Origin of the sequence: Bacteroides sp. HMSC067B03 (genome assembly GCF_001811315.1) — a bacterium.
In the GTDB taxonomy this organism is placed as follows: domain Bacteria; phylum Bacteroidota; class Bacteroidia; order Bacteroidales; family Bacteroidaceae; genus Bacteroides; species Bacteroides faecis.
In genome coordinates, this window is sequence record NZ_KV804345.1 from 1 (window position 1) to 18,732 (window position 18,732).

An 18,732-nucleotide genomic window follows, 5' to 3' on the forward strand; every position below is an offset into this window, starting at 1 on the left:
AGGTGTTAACTAGTCCTACGAGAACTTGGTAAAATAAAGAATCCCCTCCGGAAAGGCCTGCATTTTCAAAAATAGAAGGACCGTAATAAAGTACGGCATTCACGCCCATGAATTGACCAAGAATCGCAATGCACACACCAATGATGACTGCCTTAAAAATTCCCGGTTTCATCAGTAAAGCCCATTCAGATTTTGTTTCAGACGTCAAAACGGATTTCGTTTCATTTAATTGACTTGTTGCCTCTGAAACAGAATTATATATTTTCTCTAATATATTGACAGCTTTTTCTTCTTTTCCTTTTACGATCAGCCAACGGGGACTTTCAGGAATGAAAAATATAATAATGAAGAACAACACAGCCGGCAACATTTCCATTCCCAACATTCCTCTCCATACTTCAGTCACAAATATTTTATTCAACCAGTCTATACTCAACTGCGAACCGCTTTGCGCATATCCAAGTAATTGATAATTGACCAGATAAGCTCCGAGAAATCCAACAGTTACCGCCAACTGATACAGAGAAACCAGACGCCCTCTGTACTGTGCCACCGAGACTTCGGATATATATAAAGGAGAGACAATAGAAACGACTCCAATACCCACTCCACCGATAATGCGATAAATAACCAGTTGAGTGAAATCCGCAGAAATAGCACAACCCAAAGCAGATGTAGAAAACAAAACAGCCGAAATAACCATCGTTAATTTTCGTCCCAGTTTGTCACTCAAAATCCCTGCAAAAAGGACACCAACAATAGAACCTATCAAAGCGCATCCCACATACCATCCTTGTTGCAAAGCATCCAGTTGAAAAAGTTGACTAACCTGAGCAATTGTTCCGGAGATGACAGCAGTATCATATCCGAACAAAAACCCTCCTAATGCAGCCACAACAGAAAGGAATATAAGATAGCTAAAGTTAATTGCAGACTTCATATTGTTTATTTTATTTCAAAATATTCTCTATATCTATCATATAAATGTCCGGCCTGCAAATAAGCAGATTGAGGACTCATAAAATGAGAAAACTCGAAGGTAATAGCCTTATCATATCCGGCTCGTTTGGCAGCTTCGAGTTTCATCCGAAGCTTATCAAATTTAATGGGTAGAAAATTAATAGGCATATCACGGTCAAAAGACTCAGCATTTGTCCAGCATTGCATACCATACCTATCTGCTAATTTTTTATTGACAGAGAAGAATGCATCCAATTCATCATAGTCAATATGTCCATCTTGAAAAGCACATGCGTCTACCACCTCATGGATACCATCGAAAATTTCATTCCATTCTTTTTCGTGTTGTTGTACAGAAACCGCATCTTCTCTGGTCAATTTTCCTGTTCCCATGATCGCTTTTTTTCCGTCAATCCACGGAGAGATAAAAGTAGGAAGTCCGTTTGATACATCTTTACATTGCTTTCCCATAGCACGAAAGGCGTCAATGGCTCCTTTCGTTGCCCGGCTAATTTCTCCGCTGATGTACCAGCCTCCAAAACTTTTATACTTCTCTCCGTACATCTTCCACACTTCGTCAATCACATACTTGTTATCCTCAATCTCCCAACTTAAATCACCTGTATCCCAATAACGTCCTGAGTCATATAATCCAAAATAGAATTTCATATTATATTTCTCAGCCAGACGCAAATACATATCCACTAAATCGACTGATGGCATATAACATCCCTTCTTCAATAAATAAGGCGAAGGATAAGTCATAAATTTACGGTAACCGGAACGAATCATGATCACCGTGTCGATACCAATTCTCTTCATGTGCTGAAAATCCAGATCCCATTCTTTCTCACCCCAATTCTGATGAGGAATATCATGAGATATTTCATCCAAAAAGGTTCCTGTAATTTTCAAGCCATTATTTTTAGGAACAATTAATTTGCTTTCCAAATCGCCAGCCTTGTTTATCGGAGAAAGTCCTCCCCTTCCCTCTCCCTCGGCTGCAAATAACGAAGGGGCAACTAAAGCGGAAGCTCCGGCCAGAGCTGCCTTCTTCAAGAAATCTCTACGATTATTAGTTTCCATAGTTTTAATTTTTTTGTTTTTACTTCATATATATGTTAACCTATTGAATATACAGAGTCTCACAAAAACAATTGAGCGGCATTTATATGGTTCAGATATATTTCCCCGTTATGCTCACCTGTTTCTTATTGAAAGGATCTAAAACCTGATCAATCAAAACAGCCATTTCTCCTCTCAAGATATCCCGATTCATATCCAACGTCTGAAATCCGTATGCTTTCCATAGAGTTTCCGGATCAACGGTAACAGCCAGCCTTTCGTTTTCCGCTATTTTCCGGACAAGCTGAACGGCTTCTGCAATACTTAATTTCTCCGTTCCGGTTTTCTTCCATTCATCTTTTGATGCAGGATATACATCAAACAATCCATCCAGTTCGGAAGCGAGTAAAACTGTATCCGCTCTCAGCCAAGTCTGATTAGACCAATCCACGTTCTTCCCTTCTCCTTTTAATATACCGGTAGAGCCAATCCGTTGATAAGACGCAAACTTCACATCCGTCACAGGCACATCCAGATAAGGAAGCAGATATCCTTTTGCATCCAGAATAGCATTCTGGACATCACGGACAGAGACTTCATCAATCTTCTGATTATTTTTTACTGCAAGCGCAGCCAAAGCACCTGCTGCCTGTCCTATCTGCAATACCACCGGCTGTAAACGAGTCGTCCCATTTATGATATTCGATACTGAAATGGATTTTTCGGCAACAATCAAGCCATCAACATCCTTCGGAATCAATGTACCCAACGGTAAACCATAAGAAGGTATCGGATGAAAATAAAGATTAGGTAATTCCTCATAGCCATGATAGCGGGTATGATGATGATCTACAGGATAATCGCCTACTGCGATACAAGTACGATATAGTTTTTCATCTTGTGTATATGGATTCAGAGCGTGATTCAGATTAAAACGAACCAATCCATGAATTCTTCTGGACTCTCTGTGATAAGGAATAAAAGGCAGCTTGTCTTCGGTCGGATATTCGTCATCTGCCAGGCCCAATGTATTGTATCCCAGCTCATGCTGCAAGAAATAGACAAAACACATTGTATAATGTTTGGCATATTCCAAAGCTTTTCCGCGTTCCTCCGGAGACATCTCAATCAGATTGATATAATAATCATTACCTTCTATCGGCCAGTTAATCATATATTTATGATTAGGCAGCTTCCCATAAGTAATCATCATTTCTTTAGACCAGACACGGTCCGGCTCCTTGGGAGTAATACATACCGGATTAGCACACGCACAAGCAAATTCTTTAGGATCATAGCCTTCCGGTTCCGGAATAGTCACATCCTTTCCATAATCCTTCAGTATGGCAACATAAGTGATATCCTGCACAATATTGTTCGGCTTCTCAGGAGCAATATCTTCGTGTGTATCATTTTTGCTCTCCATACCAATGTCATATCCCACTCCGCACATTTTTGCCACATCTCCCAGTTCAGTAGCATCAATCATCACCTTTGACCGGACAGTCTTCATTCCCTGCCCTTCCACATTCACTTTAGCTATCCACTCATCACCCACCCTTTTTACTTCTTCAAGGCGAGTCTGTTTCCAGACTTTCAGATTCTTTTCTGCCGATACCATTTCGTGAAAGATCTTATTTCCAACTGAAGGCTCAAATAATACATTGCTCACCCAGCCTGTCTTCAAGGAATCTAACCCTCCATAATAATCTGACAATCTGTTTTTGAATTCTCCCCAAAGTCCGGCAGGCAATCTATAATTTCCATCGACGGCACTTACACCTGCCGAAGTCAACATCCCACCCAACCAAGTAGTTTCTTCTAAAATTAAGGTATTTGCTCCCATACGGGCTGCCTGAATTCCTGAGGTCACACCACTGGCGCCACCACCTACAATCAGTACATCTACTCTATTATCTCCTGAATTCATACAAGAGGAATAGAATACCACCAGAAATAGCCCACAGAGTGTTTGGAGTAAGTTTTTCATTTTAGAACGATTTGGTTACAACACTTCTTAATTAATATCACGACACAAAGATAGCTATATTTATTAAATAAACAATAGATAATAAAATATTTTATTAATAAAGTTGATTTTAGCACTATTATTCATTAATAGAGGAAATATATTTATCATTTTAGAGGATAACTCACTATAATACATCATCATATAAAAAGATTTCAAATAATTATCTATAATAGATTCCCTTCTCTATGGGAAATCAACAAACCATATATAGAGATTCAATTCTAATTTTTTCGTCGCAAAACTCTTTATTTAATAAAAAAATTAATTATCTTTGTGGATATTAGAAAATAAGTAAGACGTATGAACCAACAATTTTTGAAAGAAATAGAAATGGGCTCCAAAAATGCCCTAGTTAAAAAGAGGATTATTACACATTATATATATAATGGAAGTTCCACCATTCCCGATCTTTCAAAAGAGCTGGACTTAAGTGTGCCCACTATTACCAAATTTATTGGCGAGATGTGTGAAGATGGCTACATTAATGATTATGGGAAACTGGAAACCAGCGGAGGACGCCATCCGAATCTCTACGGACTGAATCCGGAATCCGGTTATTTTATAGGTGTAGACATAAAAAGATTTGCTGTCAATATCGGGCTAATCAACTTTAAGGGTGATATGGTCGAACTTAAAATGAATATCCCTTATAAATTTGAGAACTCGATAGAAGGAATGAACGAGTTATGCAAGCTCATTCTCAACTTCATAAAAAAGCTTCCTATTAATAAGGAGAAGATTTTAAATATCAATGTCAATGTATCGGGACGTGTCAATCCGGAATCCGGCTATAGTTTCAGCCAGTTCAATTTTGAAGAACGCCCGTTAGCGGATGTTCTATCAGAAAAGCTTGGCCATAAAGTGACCATTGACAATGACACCCGTGCCATGACTTACGGAGAGTATATGCAAGGATGTGTAAAAGGAGAAAAAGATATTATTTTCGTCAACGTCAGCTGGGGAGTCGGTATCGGAATCATTATCGACGGCAAAGTTTATACCGGAAAATCAGGATTCTCGGGAGAATTCGGCCATGTTAATGCATACGATAATGAAATCATTTGCCATTGCGGCAAGAAAGGATGCCTGGAAACAGAAGCATCCGGCTCTGCCCTTCACCGTATTCTTCTGGAACGCATCCAAAGTGGAGAAAGTTCTATCCTTTCTACCCGAATATCCGGAGAAGAAGATCCTATTACGCTTGACGAAATCATCACAGCCGTCAACAAGGAAGATTTGCTTTGCATTGAGATTGTCGAGGAAATTGGGCAAAAACTGGGCAAACAGATTGCAGGATTAATCAATATCTTTAATCCGGAACTGGTCATTATAGGCGGAACAGTATCTTTAACAGGAGATTACATCACCCAGCCCATCAAGACAGCGGTACGCAAATATTCACTCAATCTGGTCAATAAAGATTCTGCCATCATTACGTCCAAATTGAAAGATAAAGCAGGCATTGTAGGCGCATGTATGCTGGCACGCAGCAGAATGTTCGAAAGCTAAACCACCGCTACTTTATGCAAAGAGTTATGGCAGAGGACGATTTTAAATTAAAGCTCAAAAAATATTCAGAATCCTTTTGTTTTCTCAAATAAAGCTGTAATTTTGCACGCCGTAAACGAGAGACAAACCGCCGCTATAGCTCAGTTGGTAGAGCAACGCATTCGTAACGCGTAGGTCGCCAGTTCAAGTCTGGCTAGCGGCTCTTGACAATAAAGCGCTAACTACAGAATAGTTAGCGCTTTTCTTATTAACCCCCAAAGCAAATCGCATGAAACGAGGTAAGAGCAGGAGATTATTTAAGAAGAAGAAGTCACATTCCAGTCAGAGATTAGGATGTATCATTGCCGTCATTGTACTCATTCCCATTTGTTACGGGCTCTATCTGTACTATCAGCAATACAGTGTCCAGCACAGCAGTAGTCAGAATCAGACAGAAACATCAGTTTCCCGCCCCATCCCTTCCGACAAAGATTTGGAAATTCCCGTTTCATCAGTTCCCCGTCAGGAACAGATCATTCATCACAAGGGATATACGGTTTCCTACAATAAAGATTTGAAAATTCCGAATTGGGTTTCTTATGAGCTGACCCGTCAGGAAACAAAAGGAAAAGAAAAGAGAAGCGACAACTTCATTGCCGACCCTTTAGTAAAAGGTACAATTGCAACCAATGCGGATTATGCACGTTCGGGATATGACAAAGGACACATGGCACCTGCTGCCGACATGAAATGGAGCCCTGAAGTCATGAAAGAATCCTTCTATTTCAGCAATATGTGTCCGCAACATCCACAACTCAACAGAAGGGGCTGGAAAAATCTGGAAGAAAAAATAAGAGACTGGGCGATAGCCGATAGTGCTATCATCATTATATGCGGACCTATCATCAACCAGTCATCCCGGACTATCGGAAAAAACAAAGTAGCAGTACCCGAACGGTTCTTCAAAGTAGTCCTCTCTCCTTTTGTCAAGCCGGTCCGTGGCATCGGGTTCTTATTCAACAACAGACAAGCGGTAGAGCCGCTTTCCACCTACGCAGTGACAATCGACAGCATCGAGAAGCTGACCAACATGGACTTCTTCTCTCCCTTGCCCGATGAAATAGAAAATGAAGTAGAAGCCAATGCCGATTATTACCAGTGGCCTCACTGACATCCGACAAATTCAGCCGGATTTCAACTATTCATCACTGAAAGGAATCGCTCCTATCCAAAATCTTCCTATCTTTGACGCAATTTTTAAAGTAACGTCTCAAAATGAAAAAGAAAACAAGGAATATCTTATTATCCATTCTGATCGGAGCCTTCCTTCTGTGCGCCATTGTCGGAGGAACAGTCTATTATTATCTGTTCGCTCCGCAGTTTCATCCTTCCAAAACAGTCTATGTATATATAGACCGGGATGATACGACAGATTCTATCTACAATAAGATCAGGCAAACCGGTCATGTCAACCAATTCACCGGCTTCCTCTGGATGGCAAAATATAAAAAACTGAATCAAAACATACACACCGGACGTTATGCAATACGACCGAATGACAACGTATATCATGTATTCAGCCGACTTTCCAGAGGTTATCAGGAACCGATAAACCTCACTATCGGAAGCGTGCGGACATTAGACCGGCTCGCACGGAGTGTCGGCAAGCAACTAATGATCGACTCCGCCGAGATAGCCCGCCACTTATTCGATTCCACATTTCAGGCAGAAATGGGATATACACCGATCACTATGGCTTGCCTCTTTATCCCCGAAACCTATCAGGTATACTGGGATATGAGCGTCGACGAGTTCTTCAAACGTATGCAAACAGAACACCAACGATTCTGGAACGACGAACGCCTTGCCCGGGCAACCGCCATCGGCATGACACCGGAAGAAGTCTGCACCCTCGCCTCCATTGTTGAAGAAGAAACCAACAACAATGAAGAAAAGCCAGTGGTAGCCGGCTTATACATCAACCGCCTGCACACAGATATGCCACTACAGGCAGACCCGACCATCAAGTTTGCCTTACAGGATTTCGGCCTGCGACGCATCACCAATGAACACCTGAAAGTCAATTCCCCCTACAATACGTACATTAACACCGGATTACCTCCGGGCCCCATCCGTATCCCTTCTAAAAAAGGATTGGACAGTGTATTAAACTACACGAAACACAATTACATCTACATGTGCGCGAAAGAAGATTTCTCCGGTACCCACAATTTCGCATCCAATTATGCCGATCACATGGCAAATGCAAGAAAATATTGGAAAGCACTTAATGAAAGAAAGATTTTCAAGTAATTTTGTGATAAAACGAGCTAAAAAGGCTATCTTTGCGCGATAGAATAACAAACTGTGATCAACACTAATAAAGGAAATATATGAGCAAGCAACTCTTACTTGGCGATGAAGCCATTGCACAAGCTGCACTGGATGCCGGACTTTCAGGTGTATATGCCTATCCCGGTACTCCTTCAACTGAGATTACTGAATATATCCAAATGGCGCCTATAACCACTGAGCAGAATATACATAACCGTTGGTGTGCCAACGAAAAAACTGCCATGGAAGCTGCATTGGGTATGTCATTTGTAGGCAAACGTGCCTTAGTGTGTATGAAGCATGTGGGCATGAATGTGGCTGCAGACTGCTTCGTCAATTCTGCCATCACAGGTGTGAAAGGGGGACTGATTGTGATAGCAGCCGATGATCCCAGCATGCACTCTTCACAGAATGAGCAGGACAGCCGTTTCTACGGGGACTTCTCCCTGATACCGATGTACGAGCCCAGTAACCAGCAGGAGGCATACGACATGGTATACAACGGATTCGAATTCTCAGAAAAGACAGGCGAACCGATTTTAATGCGCATGGTTACCCGTCTTGCACACTCCCGTTCCGGAGTAGAGCGCAAAGAACAGAAACCGCAGAATGGCATCTCATTCAGCGAAGATCCCCGCCAGTTTATCCTATTGCCGGGAAATGCCCGTAAACGCTATAAAGCATTACTTGCACGCCAGGATGAATTCATCAAGGCTTCCGAAGAGTCTCCTTACAACAAATACACAGACGGTCCTAACAAAAAACTGGGAATCATCGCTTGTGGTATCGGTTACAACTATCTGATGGAAAACTATCCCGAAGGTTGCGAATACCCGGTACTTAAAATTGGCCAGTATCCATTGCCTAAAAAGCAATTGCTGCAACTGGTTGAATCCTGCGACGAAATTCTGGTACTGGAAGACGGACAACCATTCGTAGAAAAGCATCTGAAAGGCTATCTGGGCATCGGTATCAAAGTAAAAGGACGTCTGGACGGCACACTGTCACAAGACGGAGAATTAAATCCGGACTCTGTAGCACGCGCAGTCGGCAAAGAAAACAAATCCGAATTCGGCATACCTTCTGTAGTAGAAATGCGCCCTCCCGCACTGTGCGAAGGATGCGGGCACCGTGATATGTACATCACACTGACAGAAGTACTTAAGGAAGAATATCCTTCCCATAAGGTATTCAGCGACATCGGTTGCTACACCCTGGGAGCAAACGCTCCGTTCAACGCGATCAATTCATGCGTAGACATGGGTGCTTCCATCACAATGGCGAAAGGTGCGGCTGACGGAGGTCTTCATCCGTCCGTTGCCGTTATCGGTGATTCCACCTTTACACACTCCGGAATGACCGGCTTACTGGACTGTGTCAACGAAAATGCCAACGTCGTTATCGTCATTTCAGACAATGAGACAACAGCAATGACCGGCGGCCAGGACTCTGCCGGCACAGGACGCATCGAATCCATCTGTATCGGTCTGGGAGTCGATCCCGCCCATATCCGTGTCGTTGTTCCATTGAAAAAGAACCACGAGGAAATGAGACAGATCATACGCGAGGAAATCGAATACAACGGCGTATCCGTCATCATCCCGCGCAGAGAGTGTATCCAAACATTAGCACGCAAAAAAAGAAGTAAGTAAGCCATGAAAAAAGACATTATACTATCAGGAGTAGGTGGACAGGGAATTTTGTCCATCGCTACAGTAATCGGTAAAGCTGCTTTGAAAGAAGGACTTTACATGAAGCAAGCAGAAGTACACGGAATGAGCCAGCGTGGTGGAGACGTTCAATCCAACCTCCGCATCAGCGACAAGCCGATTGCTTCGGATCTGATACCATCCGGCAAATGCGACCTTATCATTTCGCTGGAACCGATGGAAGGTCTGCGCTATCTTCCTTATCTCAGTTCGGAAGGCTGGCTGGTAACCAACGAAACTCCGTTCGTCAACATCCCCAATTATCCGGAAGAAGACAAAGTAATGGCTGAAATCAATAAATTGCCGCACAAGATCGTACTGAATGTGGATAAAGTGGCAAAAGAAGTAGGTTCTGCACGGGTCGCCAATATCGTTTTGCTGGGGGCAACCATTCCATTCCTCGGTATCGATTATGAGAAGGTGCAAGACAGCATCCGCGAAATCTTCCTGCGCAAAGGAGAAGCAATTGTCGAAATGAATCTTAAAGCACTGGCTGCCGGCAAGGAAATTGCAGAAAAGCTAATGCAATAACTATCACAATCATGAGTACACAATACTGGGAAGAAGAAATTGAAACCATGAGTCGCGAGAAGTTGCAGGAACTGCAGCTTCAGCGACTCAAAAAAACGATTAACATAGCCGCTAACTCACCTTATTACAAAGAGGTCTTCAGCAAGAACGGCATCACCGGAGACAGCATCCGGTCATTGGACGATATCCGCAAAATCCCTTTCACCACTAAATCAGACATGCGCGCCAACTACCCCTTCGGACTAGTGGCAGGCGACATGAAAAGCGACGGTGTACGTATCCACTCTTCCAGTGGAACCACAGGAAACCCGACAGTCATCGTACATTCACAACATGACCTCGACTCGTGGGCCAATCTGGTAGCCCGTTGCCTTTATATGGTAGGAATCCGCCAGACAGATGTCTTCCAGAACAGTTCCGGATATGGGATGTTTACAGGTGGACTGGGCTTCCAATATGGCGCGGAGCGTCTTGGCTGCCTCACCGTACCTGCCGCTGCCGGAAACAGCAAACGGCAGATAAAATTCATCAACGACTTTAAGACAACCGCTTTACACGCCATTCCGAGCTACGCTATCCGCCTTGCCGAAGTGTTTCAGGAAGAAGGGATCGATCCGAGAGAAACAACTCTGAAAACCTTAGTGATCGGTGCCGAACCACATACCGACGAACAGCGCCGGAAAATAGAACGGATGTTGAATGTGAAAGCATACAACAGTTTTGGTATGACGGAAATGAATGGTCCCGGCGTTGCCTTCGAATGTCAGGAACAGAACGGAATGCACTTCTGGGAAGATTGCTACCTGGTAGAAATCATCGATCCCGAAACAGGCGAACCTGTTCCCGAAGGAGAAATCGGTGAATTGGTACTCACTACGCTTGATCGTGAAATGATGCCGCTCATCCGCTACCGCACCCGCGACCTCACCCGCATACTACCCGGAAAATGTCCGTGTGGCCGTAGTCATCTCCGTATCGACCGAATCAAAGGACGCAGTGACGATATGTTTATCATCAAGGGAGTCAACATCTTCCCGATGCAGGTCGAAAAGATTCTGGTTCAGTTCCCGGAATTAGGAAGCAACTATCTGATTACCCTGGAGACAGTCAACAATCAGGACGAGATGATCGTCGAAGTGGAACTAAGCGATCTTTCTACAGACAACTATATCGAACTGGAAAAGATCCGCAGAGATATTATCCGTCAATTAAAAGATGAAATACTGGTTACTCCAAAAGTAAAACTGGTAAAGAAAGGGTCTCTCCCGCAAAGCGAGGGAAAAGCCGTCAGAGTGAAGGACTTAAGAGACAACAAATAAATATTCAAATAGCCGATGTGCTAATATGCCAACCCAATACTGCGTGATATCAGTAACAAATGGCATATTAGCACATTATTTAATTATTAGATTATAATGCAATTACTAAAAAAAAGAATCCTGCAGGACGGAAAGTGCTACGAAGGAGGTATCCTGAAAGTAGATGGTTTTATTAATCACCAGATGGACCCTGTCCTGATGAAATCAATCGGAGTAGAATTTGTCCGCCGCTTTGCAGCCACAAACGTAAACAAGATCATGACTATCGAGGCAAGCGGCATCGCTCCTGCCATCATGACCGGCTATCTGATGGACTTACCGGTCGTATTCGCCAAAAAGAAATCACCCAAGACCATTCAGAACGCACTAAGCACTACCGTACATTCATTCACTAAAGACCGTGATTATGAAGTGGTAATCAGTGCCGATTTTCTGACTCCCGGTGACAATGTCCTTTTCGTTGACGACTTCCTCGCTTATGGAAACGCCGCACTAGGCATTCTCGACCTCATAGAGCAATCCGGAGCAAAATTGGTAGGAATGGGATTCATTATCGAAAAAGCTTTCCAAAACGGGCGCAAAATACTGGAAGAGAAAGGCGTCAGGGTAGAAAGCCTTGCCATCATCGAAGACCTGTCCAACTGCTGTATCAAAATAAAAGATCAATAAGCAGAGTCGGGGTTGAAATAATGCCCCTTGCCTTTGGTCTTTTTACCATACTGCACCGCTTGCTGAGGACACACATGATAACATGCCAGGCAGGCGGTGCAGTTATTCCCCCAGGCAGGCTTTCTGTCCTTCATCGTGATATTCCCTACCGGACAACTTTTCTCACACCGTTTGCATCCGATACAGTCGTCCGTAGCATAGAAAGGCTTGGGAGACATCTGATAACGGACAAATAACGGATTTATAATCCGTGTCTTGAGAAAAGGGAAACTCCCCTCTTTACAAGCAAACACATATTCCTTTTCGGCTATCAACCGATTGACCCTTTCCAGCGCCGGAACCGCTTCCGCCAGTTTCTTCTCTTCCAACTCCTTGCTATCCACATCAAATCCGGGAAACAAGACATAGTTATTGGGCATAATCACCGAAAATCCGGCATTACACGTCCATCCCTTCGCAGCCAGTGCTTTTTCCATCACCTGCTGAGTCAGCCCCGTATCATCTCCACACGAGCACACGAAAAACAAATATTGCTGCCGATAACCTTTCAAAGACAGCTTACGAATAAACTCCTGTACAATCACAGGAGGCGCCCACGAATATACCGGAAAGACAAAACCGATCTTCTCATCCTCCCGCAGAGAGAACTCCCATGTATCATTCTTCCATGCATCGGGAATAAAAAACAAATCTTCTTGTTGTTTTTTGGAAAGCTGATTCGCAATCCATTTAGAGTTACCTGTACCTGAAAAATAGAATATCATAGAAAAGTATATAAAAAAGCCGCATCGACGATGTGATGAAACTCTGATAGAACAAGATTTGAGCGCTCGCCCTCTTTGTAATCCACCGGCTTAAAAGCTGTCCCGAAGGATGTGGCCCGCCATTGAAGAACGAAGCTTTCTCGGTGCATCAGATTAATTTGAAGAGTTTCCCGATCCAGTCGATACGGCTAATATTTTTGTATCACAAATGTAATAAGATTCTCTGAGAATAGCAAGAAAAAGAAAGAATTTGTTTGCCTACTAACATTTTTTTTCATCCTTTCTCTCCGCCTAACAAAAGAAAAGTGCCAGTTACCGCTTCGATAACTGACACTTTGTAAATCCTAAACGATTGAAACTTAAGCAGCTTTTGCTTTAGCAACCACAGCTTTGAAAGCTTCCGGATGATTCATTGCTAAATCAGCCAAAACCTTACGATTTATTTCAATACCGGCTTTGTGCAAACCGCCCATCAATTTAGAATAAGACATTCCTTCAAGACGTGCAGCAGCGTTGATACGTTGTATCCAAAGAGCGCGGAAGTTTCTTTTCTTATTTCTACGGTCACGGAACGCGTAAGTCAAACCCTTTTCCCAAGTGTTTTTAGCTACGGTCCATACATTTTTTCTTGCACCAAAGTAACCTCTGGTTAATTTCAAAATTTTCTTTCTTCTTGCTTTTGAAGCAACATGATTTACTGATCTTGGCATAGTTTTACTTTTTTTGAATGTTAGCGCCGTTACTTCACGCAACGAACTTCAGGCTAAAGCATTCGGTTAATACTTTAATAATACTTTGTACGCTTTTGATTACTTCATTGCTAAGAGTTCCTTAACCTGGCTTACATTTGTTGTATCAACAGTTGTTGAGTAGCACAGATTTCTTTTTCTCTTTTTCGATTTCTTAGTCAGAATGTGACTGTGAAAAGCGTGCTTTCTTTTGATTTTACCTGTTCCGGTAAGGGTAAACCTTTTTTTAGAACCGGAGTTAGTCTTCATCTTTGGCATCTTACTTGTTTTTAAAATTATTAAATATATAATGGTGACGCACTATACCTGCGCGCCACGCACTCATTCTTTTTTATTCTTCCTCGCCTGCTTCCGGCTTTTCAGCCTTTTGCCCCGGAGTTACCGGTTTGGAAACTGAAGGCTTCTTAGGCGCTTCTTTCTTCTTCGGAGAGAGCTGGATTGTCATACGCTTTCCTTCCAGTACCGGCATCTGATCCACCTTTGCATAATCCTCGAGATCGTTGGCAAAACGAAGCAACAACACTTCACCTTGTTCCTTGAAAAGGATGGAACGCCCCTTAAAGAATACATAAGCCTTTACCTTATCCCCGTCTTCCAGAAAGCCTCTGGCATGTTTCAGCTTAAAGTTGTAATCATGATCGTCAGTCTGAGGTCCGAAACGGATTTCCTTCACGTTCACTTTAACCTGCTTCGCTTTCTGCTCCTTCTGACGTTTCTTTAATTGATAAAGAAATTTAGAGTAATCAATAATACGACAAACAGGAGGTTGAGCATTGGGGGAAATTTCAACTAAATCCAGTTCTTTCTCTTCGGCCATTTTCAAGGCCTGAAAGATAGGATATACTTTCGGTTCAATCTCGTCGCCCACGATGCGGACTTCTTTGGCACGAATCTGTTCATTGATTCTATATTGCCCTTTTAAAGTGTCATTCTTCATTAAAAACGTTTACTTCCTAGTTTGATTTTTTATTGTTCTACTAAATATTTATCATGAAACGGCTGCAAAGTTACCATTTATTTATCATATTCTGAACTTCTTCGTTCAAAATTTTAGCAAATTCTTCATATTTCATGGTTCCTTTGTCGCCTTCCCCTTGTCTGCGAACAGAAACTTCACCATTTTCAGCTTCTTTTTCACCTACAATCAGCATATAAGGAATGCGTTTCATTTCATTGTCACGGATCTTACGCCCGATCTTTTCGTTGCGGTCGTCCACAATAGCGCGAATCTCATGCATTTTCAGATACATCTTCACCTGTTCCGCATACTCATTGAACTTCTCACTGATCGGCAGGATAGCCACCTGATCCGGAGTCAGCCACAACGGGAACTTACCGGCAGTATGTTCGATCAGTACGGCAACAAAGCGTTCCATTGATCCGAACGGTGCGCGGTGAATCATTACCGGACGGTGTTTCTGGTTGTCAGAGCCCATATATTCCAGTTCAAAACGTTCCGGTAAGTTATAGTCTACCTGAATCGTTCCCAGCTGCCAACGGCGACCGATAGCATCTTTTACCATAAAGTCGAGCTTAGGACCATAAAAAGCGGCTTCACCGTACTCAATCTTCGCCGGCAGACCTTTTTCCTCACAAGCTTCGATAATAGCCTGTTCAGCTTTCTCCCAGTTGTCGTCGCTACCGATATATTTTTCACGGTTCACTTTATCACGGAGTGATATCTGAGCCTCGAAGTTCTGGAAATTCATTGAACGGAACACGATAGAAATGATATCCATCACACGGAGGAACTCATCTTTCACCTGATCCGGACGGCAGAAAATATGCGCGTCATCCTGAGTAAAGCTGCGTACACGAGTTAAACCGTGAAGCTCACCACTTTGTTCATAGCGGCATACCGTACCGAATTCTGCGATACGCAACGGAAGATCCTTGTACGAACGCGGGAAATTCTTGTATATCTCGCAGTGATGCGGACAGTTCATGGGTTTCAGGAAGTACTCCTCTCCTTCTTCCGGAGTATGAATCGGTTGGAAAGCATCCTTACCATATTTTGCATAGTGGCCGGAAGTTACATACAACAGCTTGTTGCCGATTGGCGGAGTAATTACTTCCTGGTAGTCATAGCGTGTCTGGATACGGCGCAGGAACTCCTGTAGGCGCAGACGCAACGCAGTACCTTTCGGCAACCACATCGGAAGTCCCTTACCTACCGTTTCGGAGAACATAAACAGCTGCATTTCCTTACCGATCTTACGGTGGTCACGCTTCTTGGCTTCTTCCAGTAATACCAGATATTCATCCAGCATTTTCTTTTTCGGGAATGTGATACCATAGATACGGGTCAGCATCTTACGGTCTTCGTGACCGCGCCAGTAAGCACCGGCAACTGTTGTCAGCTTGATAGCCTTAATCGGAGCAGTCGTCATCAAGTGAGGACCACGGCAAAGGTCAGTAAATGCACCCTGAGTGTAAGTGGTAATATGTCCGTCTTCCAGTTCGGAGATCAATTCACATTTATACGTTTCGCCACGGTCGCCGAACATTTTCAGAGCGTCCGTCTTCGAAATGCTTTCTCTGACTACCGCTTCTTTCTTTGCCGACAATTCAAGCATCTTCGCCTCGATAGCAGGCAGGTCACTTTCTTTAATCACGGCTTCTCCCGGGTCTACATCATAGTAGAAACCGTTTTCGATAGCCGGTCCGATACCAAACTGGATACCCGGATAAAGTTCCTGCAAAGCTTCAGCCAGCAAGTGAGCGCTTGTGTGCCAAAATGCATGTTTACCTTCCTCATCATCCCATTTATAAAGTACGAAATCAGCATCTTCATTAATAGGACGTCCTAAATCATAAGTCTCGCCGTTCACACCACATGCCAGCACATCCTGTGCCAAACGTGAACTGATACTTTCTGCAATCTGTAAACCGTTCACTCCTTCGTTATACTCACGAACGGAGCCATCGGGAAATGTTATCTTTATCATAATATGATGATGTTATATTTTCATAATTAGCACGCAAAAGTAACGAAATCTTTTGAGTTTTCTATTTTTTATCAAAAAAATGTTATTCTGCCTGTTCTGTGAAACGTTTGATCACGTTGTAAGCAGAAACAACTCCCAGTTCGCCGGCTTTGCTCAAATCAGAGATTCCCGCCTTATTGTTACCCAAGAAAATATGCGTAAGCCCCCGGTTGAAATAAGCGTCCGCAAAGTCCGGAGCCAGCTGAATCGCCTTATCATAGTCGACAATCGCAGCCCGGTAATCCTTCAGCATAGCCGCTACATTGGCACGATTATAATAAGCGTAAACAAAGTCCGGAGCCAGCGTGATCACCTTGTCCAAGTCTTTTCTGACCACTTCATAATCCACCGCACTCACTTCCTTGGCAGCACCGCCACTCGGCAAGTCCGCTTCGGCAGCCTGTTCAGCCTTCTGATATTCCAGTTGCTTACAACGAATCAGCGAGCGCATGAAATAGGCCGGGAAGAAATCACCGTCCAGCAATATAGCCTGAGTCAGATCGGCAACCGCACTGGAGAAGTCCTGCACCAGATAAAAATCAATGGCACGGGCAAAACGCTTCGGAGCACTTTTGTCATCGGCTACAATAGCCGAGGTGTGCGTGTCTATCAAGGCAAAATGGAATTTCACCTGTTCTTCTGTCAGCGGAGCTTCCATATTGGTGATACGGATACGCTTCGGCAGTACATTCGACAGATTCAAATCTTCGATAAACTTGTGGAAATTCACCGAACGCTTCACTTCACTCGACTTCTCATAATAAGTCAGAGCAAACATCGGCTCCAGTTTAATGTTCACATTCTTATCCTGTACCCGTCCGCGGTAATCACTTGTATAGCGCTGGTCAGCTTCAGAATCATCGGCAATCACAATCTTACGATAGTTGTTCATGTTCTTATCAGACTTCTTACGAGTTTTTCCTTCCTCGCCTTCGTCTCCATTCTCGCCGTTCTGATTCTCCTTGTCCTTATTCTGGGCAACGTCTTTGTCCGCTACTCCATTCTGCTTGTCAAGCTGCGCCTTCAGCAGTTTAAAGTCATCCTGTTCCGCCCCCTTCTTGTCGCCGATCTTCTTGCGGGCTTCCGCACGATGATAATATCCTGCGAGGAAGTTCGGATACTGGTCGATAACTGTCGTATAGTCCTTGATAGCCCCACGGTAATCTCCCGTCTGTGCACGAAGCAACGCACGGTTGAAGATAGCCATCATATTATCCGGTTCCATCTGGATCACAAAATCGAAGTCTTCGATGGCACGGTTATCATCCCCGACACGGGCACGGAGCAAACCACGGTTATAATGTCCGATAAAGTTGTTCGGATCAATATCCAAAGCCAGATCATAATCGCTCATGGCCCCTCTCAGATTATTCTGATGAAATCTGGCCAAAGCACGATTAATATAATTTCCCGCATTCTTCGCGCTCAGATGAATCGCACGGTCCAAATCCGCTTCCGCCTCTGCATAGTTCGCCTGCTGCAAGCGGACGATAGCTCTTGCCGACCAGGCATCCGGATCATACTTATCCAGTTCGAGAGCCGTATTAAAGTCCTTCAATGCCGCAACCGTATCCTTCTGCTGCAAAGAGACCTCTCCCCTCATCAGATAAGCACGTGTATATCGCGGAGAAACCTTCAGCAAGTTTTCCAAATCCTCCTTTGCCGCATCGTAATCCTTTTTCTGAATATGAGATAAGGTCAGATTATGCCACAAAGTGATATTTTCGGGATCATAGTGCAATGCTTTCTGATAATCTTCGATCGCTCCGTCAAATTTATTCTGACGAATCCGCGCCAATCCACGAACCTGATATGCACCTACAACAAACGGATTCCGCTTGATTGCTTCATTACAATCCGCTTCCGCTCCCTGGTAATCTTCCAGGTTCACCTTTGCCAGCGCCCTGAAAAAATAGGGCTCATACAAATAGGGCTTCGCGTTAATTACCTGGTTGAAATACTGAATAGATAGCACATAGTCCTCAAAATACAATGCATTGCGGGCGATAGTCATCACCCGCTCTGTATTAATCTGAGCACAAACCAGTGTGGGGAACAGCAATAAAACTGTTAGTATTCTTTTTATCATTGATATTTTATGCTTGTAAACGAAACAAAAATAATG

At 43.4% G+C, this 18,732-nt stretch carries 16 protein-coding genes and 1 tRNA gene; 8 read left to right on the forward strand and 9 right to left on the reverse strand.

Translation table 11 applies throughout. The features are described from left to right. The 3 genes from HMPREF2794_RS10605 to HMPREF2794_RS10615 form a co-directional block, all read right to left on the reverse strand. A partial coding sequence (locus tag HMPREF2794_RS10605) for an MFS transporter (RefSeq protein WP_070751492.1) occupies positions 1-940 on the reverse strand: 940 nt, incomplete at its 3' end. Between the two features lie 5 nt (positions 941-945). Further along, positions 946-2,046: a DUF4434 domain-containing protein gene (locus HMPREF2794_RS10610; RefSeq protein ID WP_010537713.1), complete on the reverse strand. Its 1,101-nt coding sequence runs from the start codon at positions 2,044-2,046 to the stop codon at positions 946-948. A gap of 91 nt (positions 2,047-2,137) precedes the next feature. After that, complete coding sequence (locus tag HMPREF2794_RS10615; RefSeq protein WP_010537712.1) at positions 2,138-4,015, reverse strand: FAD-dependent oxidoreductase; 1,878 nt, start codon at positions 4,013-4,015, stop codon at positions 2,138-2,140. Positions 4,016-4,357: 342 nt separating this feature from the next. Between HMPREF2794_RS10615 and HMPREF2794_RS10620 the strand changes: the two genes are divergently transcribed. The 8 genes from HMPREF2794_RS10620 (at position 4,358) to xpt (ending at position 12,107) form a co-directional block, all read left to right on the forward strand. After that, positions 4,358-5,566: an ROK family transcriptional regulator gene (locus HMPREF2794_RS10620; RefSeq protein WP_010537711.1), complete on the forward strand. Its 1,209-nt coding sequence runs from the start codon at positions 4,358-4,360 to the stop codon at positions 5,564-5,566. 129 nt (positions 5,567-5,695) lie between these two features. Then, a tRNA-Thr gene (locus tag HMPREF2794_RS10625) sits at positions 5,696-5,768 on the forward strand. 66 nt (positions 5,769-5,834) lie between these two features. Further along, a complete protein-coding gene (locus HMPREF2794_RS10630) occupies positions 5,835-6,716 on the forward strand; it encodes a DNA/RNA non-specific endonuclease (RefSeq protein WP_010537710.1) in 882 nt (293 codons plus the stop codon). A gap of 104 nt (positions 6,717-6,820) precedes the next feature. After that, entirely contained in the window at positions 6,821-7,858 is a 1,038-nt protein-coding gene (gene mltG, locus HMPREF2794_RS10635; protein WP_010537709.1) for an endolytic transglycosylase MltG, read from the forward strand. A gap of 80 nt (positions 7,859-7,938) precedes the next feature. Continuing rightward, a complete protein-coding gene (locus tag HMPREF2794_RS10640) occupies positions 7,939-9,531 on the forward strand; it encodes a thiamine pyrophosphate-dependent enzyme (protein WP_010537708.1) in 1,593 nt (530 codons plus the stop codon). 3 nt (positions 9,532-9,534) lie between these two features. Then, entirely contained in the window at positions 9,535-10,119 is a 585-nt protein-coding gene (locus HMPREF2794_RS10645) for an indolepyruvate oxidoreductase subunit beta (RefSeq protein ID WP_010537707.1), read from the forward strand. A gap of 11 nt (positions 10,120-10,130) precedes the next feature. Continuing rightward, complete coding sequence (locus tag HMPREF2794_RS10650; RefSeq protein WP_070751493.1) at positions 10,131-11,438, forward strand: phenylacetate--CoA ligase; 1,308 nt, start codon at positions 10,131-10,133, stop codon at positions 11,436-11,438. A gap of 96 nt (positions 11,439-11,534) precedes the next feature. Continuing rightward, positions 11,535-12,107, forward strand: a complete 573-nt coding sequence (gene xpt, locus HMPREF2794_RS10655) for a xanthine phosphoribosyltransferase (protein WP_022301554.1) — start codon at positions 11,535-11,537, stop codon at positions 12,105-12,107. Here the strand turns inward: xpt and HMPREF2794_RS10660 are convergent. The 6 genes from HMPREF2794_RS10660 to HMPREF2794_RS10685 form a co-directional block, all read right to left on the reverse strand. After that, positions 12,101-12,871 (reverse strand): EFR1 family ferrodoxin, encoded by a 771-nt coding sequence (locus HMPREF2794_RS10660; protein ID WP_070751494.1) that lies wholly within the window; start codon positions 12,869-12,871, stop codon positions 12,101-12,103. The two genes, xpt and HMPREF2794_RS10660, sit on opposite strands and share 7 nt — an antisense overlap. A gap of 359 nt (positions 12,872-13,230) precedes the next feature. After that, the gene (gene rplT, locus HMPREF2794_RS10665) at positions 13,231-13,581 is read right to left on the reverse strand and encodes a 50S ribosomal protein L20 (RefSeq protein WP_004297540.1); all 351 of its coding nucleotides are present in this window, start codon (positions 13,579-13,581) and stop codon (positions 13,231-13,233) included. 99 nt (positions 13,582-13,680) lie between these two features. Continuing rightward, the gene (gene rpmI, locus HMPREF2794_RS10670; protein WP_004297539.1) at positions 13,681-13,878 is read right to left on the reverse strand and encodes a 50S ribosomal protein L35; all 198 of its coding nucleotides are present in this window, start codon (positions 13,876-13,878) and stop codon (positions 13,681-13,683) included. A 73-nt stretch (positions 13,879-13,951) separates the two neighbouring features. Beyond that, positions 13,952-14,557: a translation initiation factor IF-3 gene (infC, locus tag HMPREF2794_RS10675; RefSeq protein WP_010537703.1), complete on the reverse strand. Its 606-nt coding sequence runs from the start codon at positions 14,555-14,557 to the stop codon at positions 13,952-13,954. Positions 14,558-14,627: 70 nt separating this feature from the next. Next, the gene (gene thrS, locus HMPREF2794_RS10680; protein WP_008766072.1) at positions 14,628-16,568 is read right to left on the reverse strand and encodes a threonine--tRNA ligase; all 1,941 of its coding nucleotides are present in this window, start codon (positions 16,566-16,568) and stop codon (positions 14,628-14,630) included. Between the two features lie 82 nt (positions 16,569-16,650). Next, on the reverse strand, positions 16,651-18,696 hold the full coding sequence (locus tag HMPREF2794_RS10685) for a tetratricopeptide repeat protein (protein WP_070751495.1): 2,046 nt from the start codon (positions 18,694-18,696) through the stop codon (positions 16,651-16,653). Between the last annotated feature and the right edge of the window lie 36 nt (positions 18,697-18,732).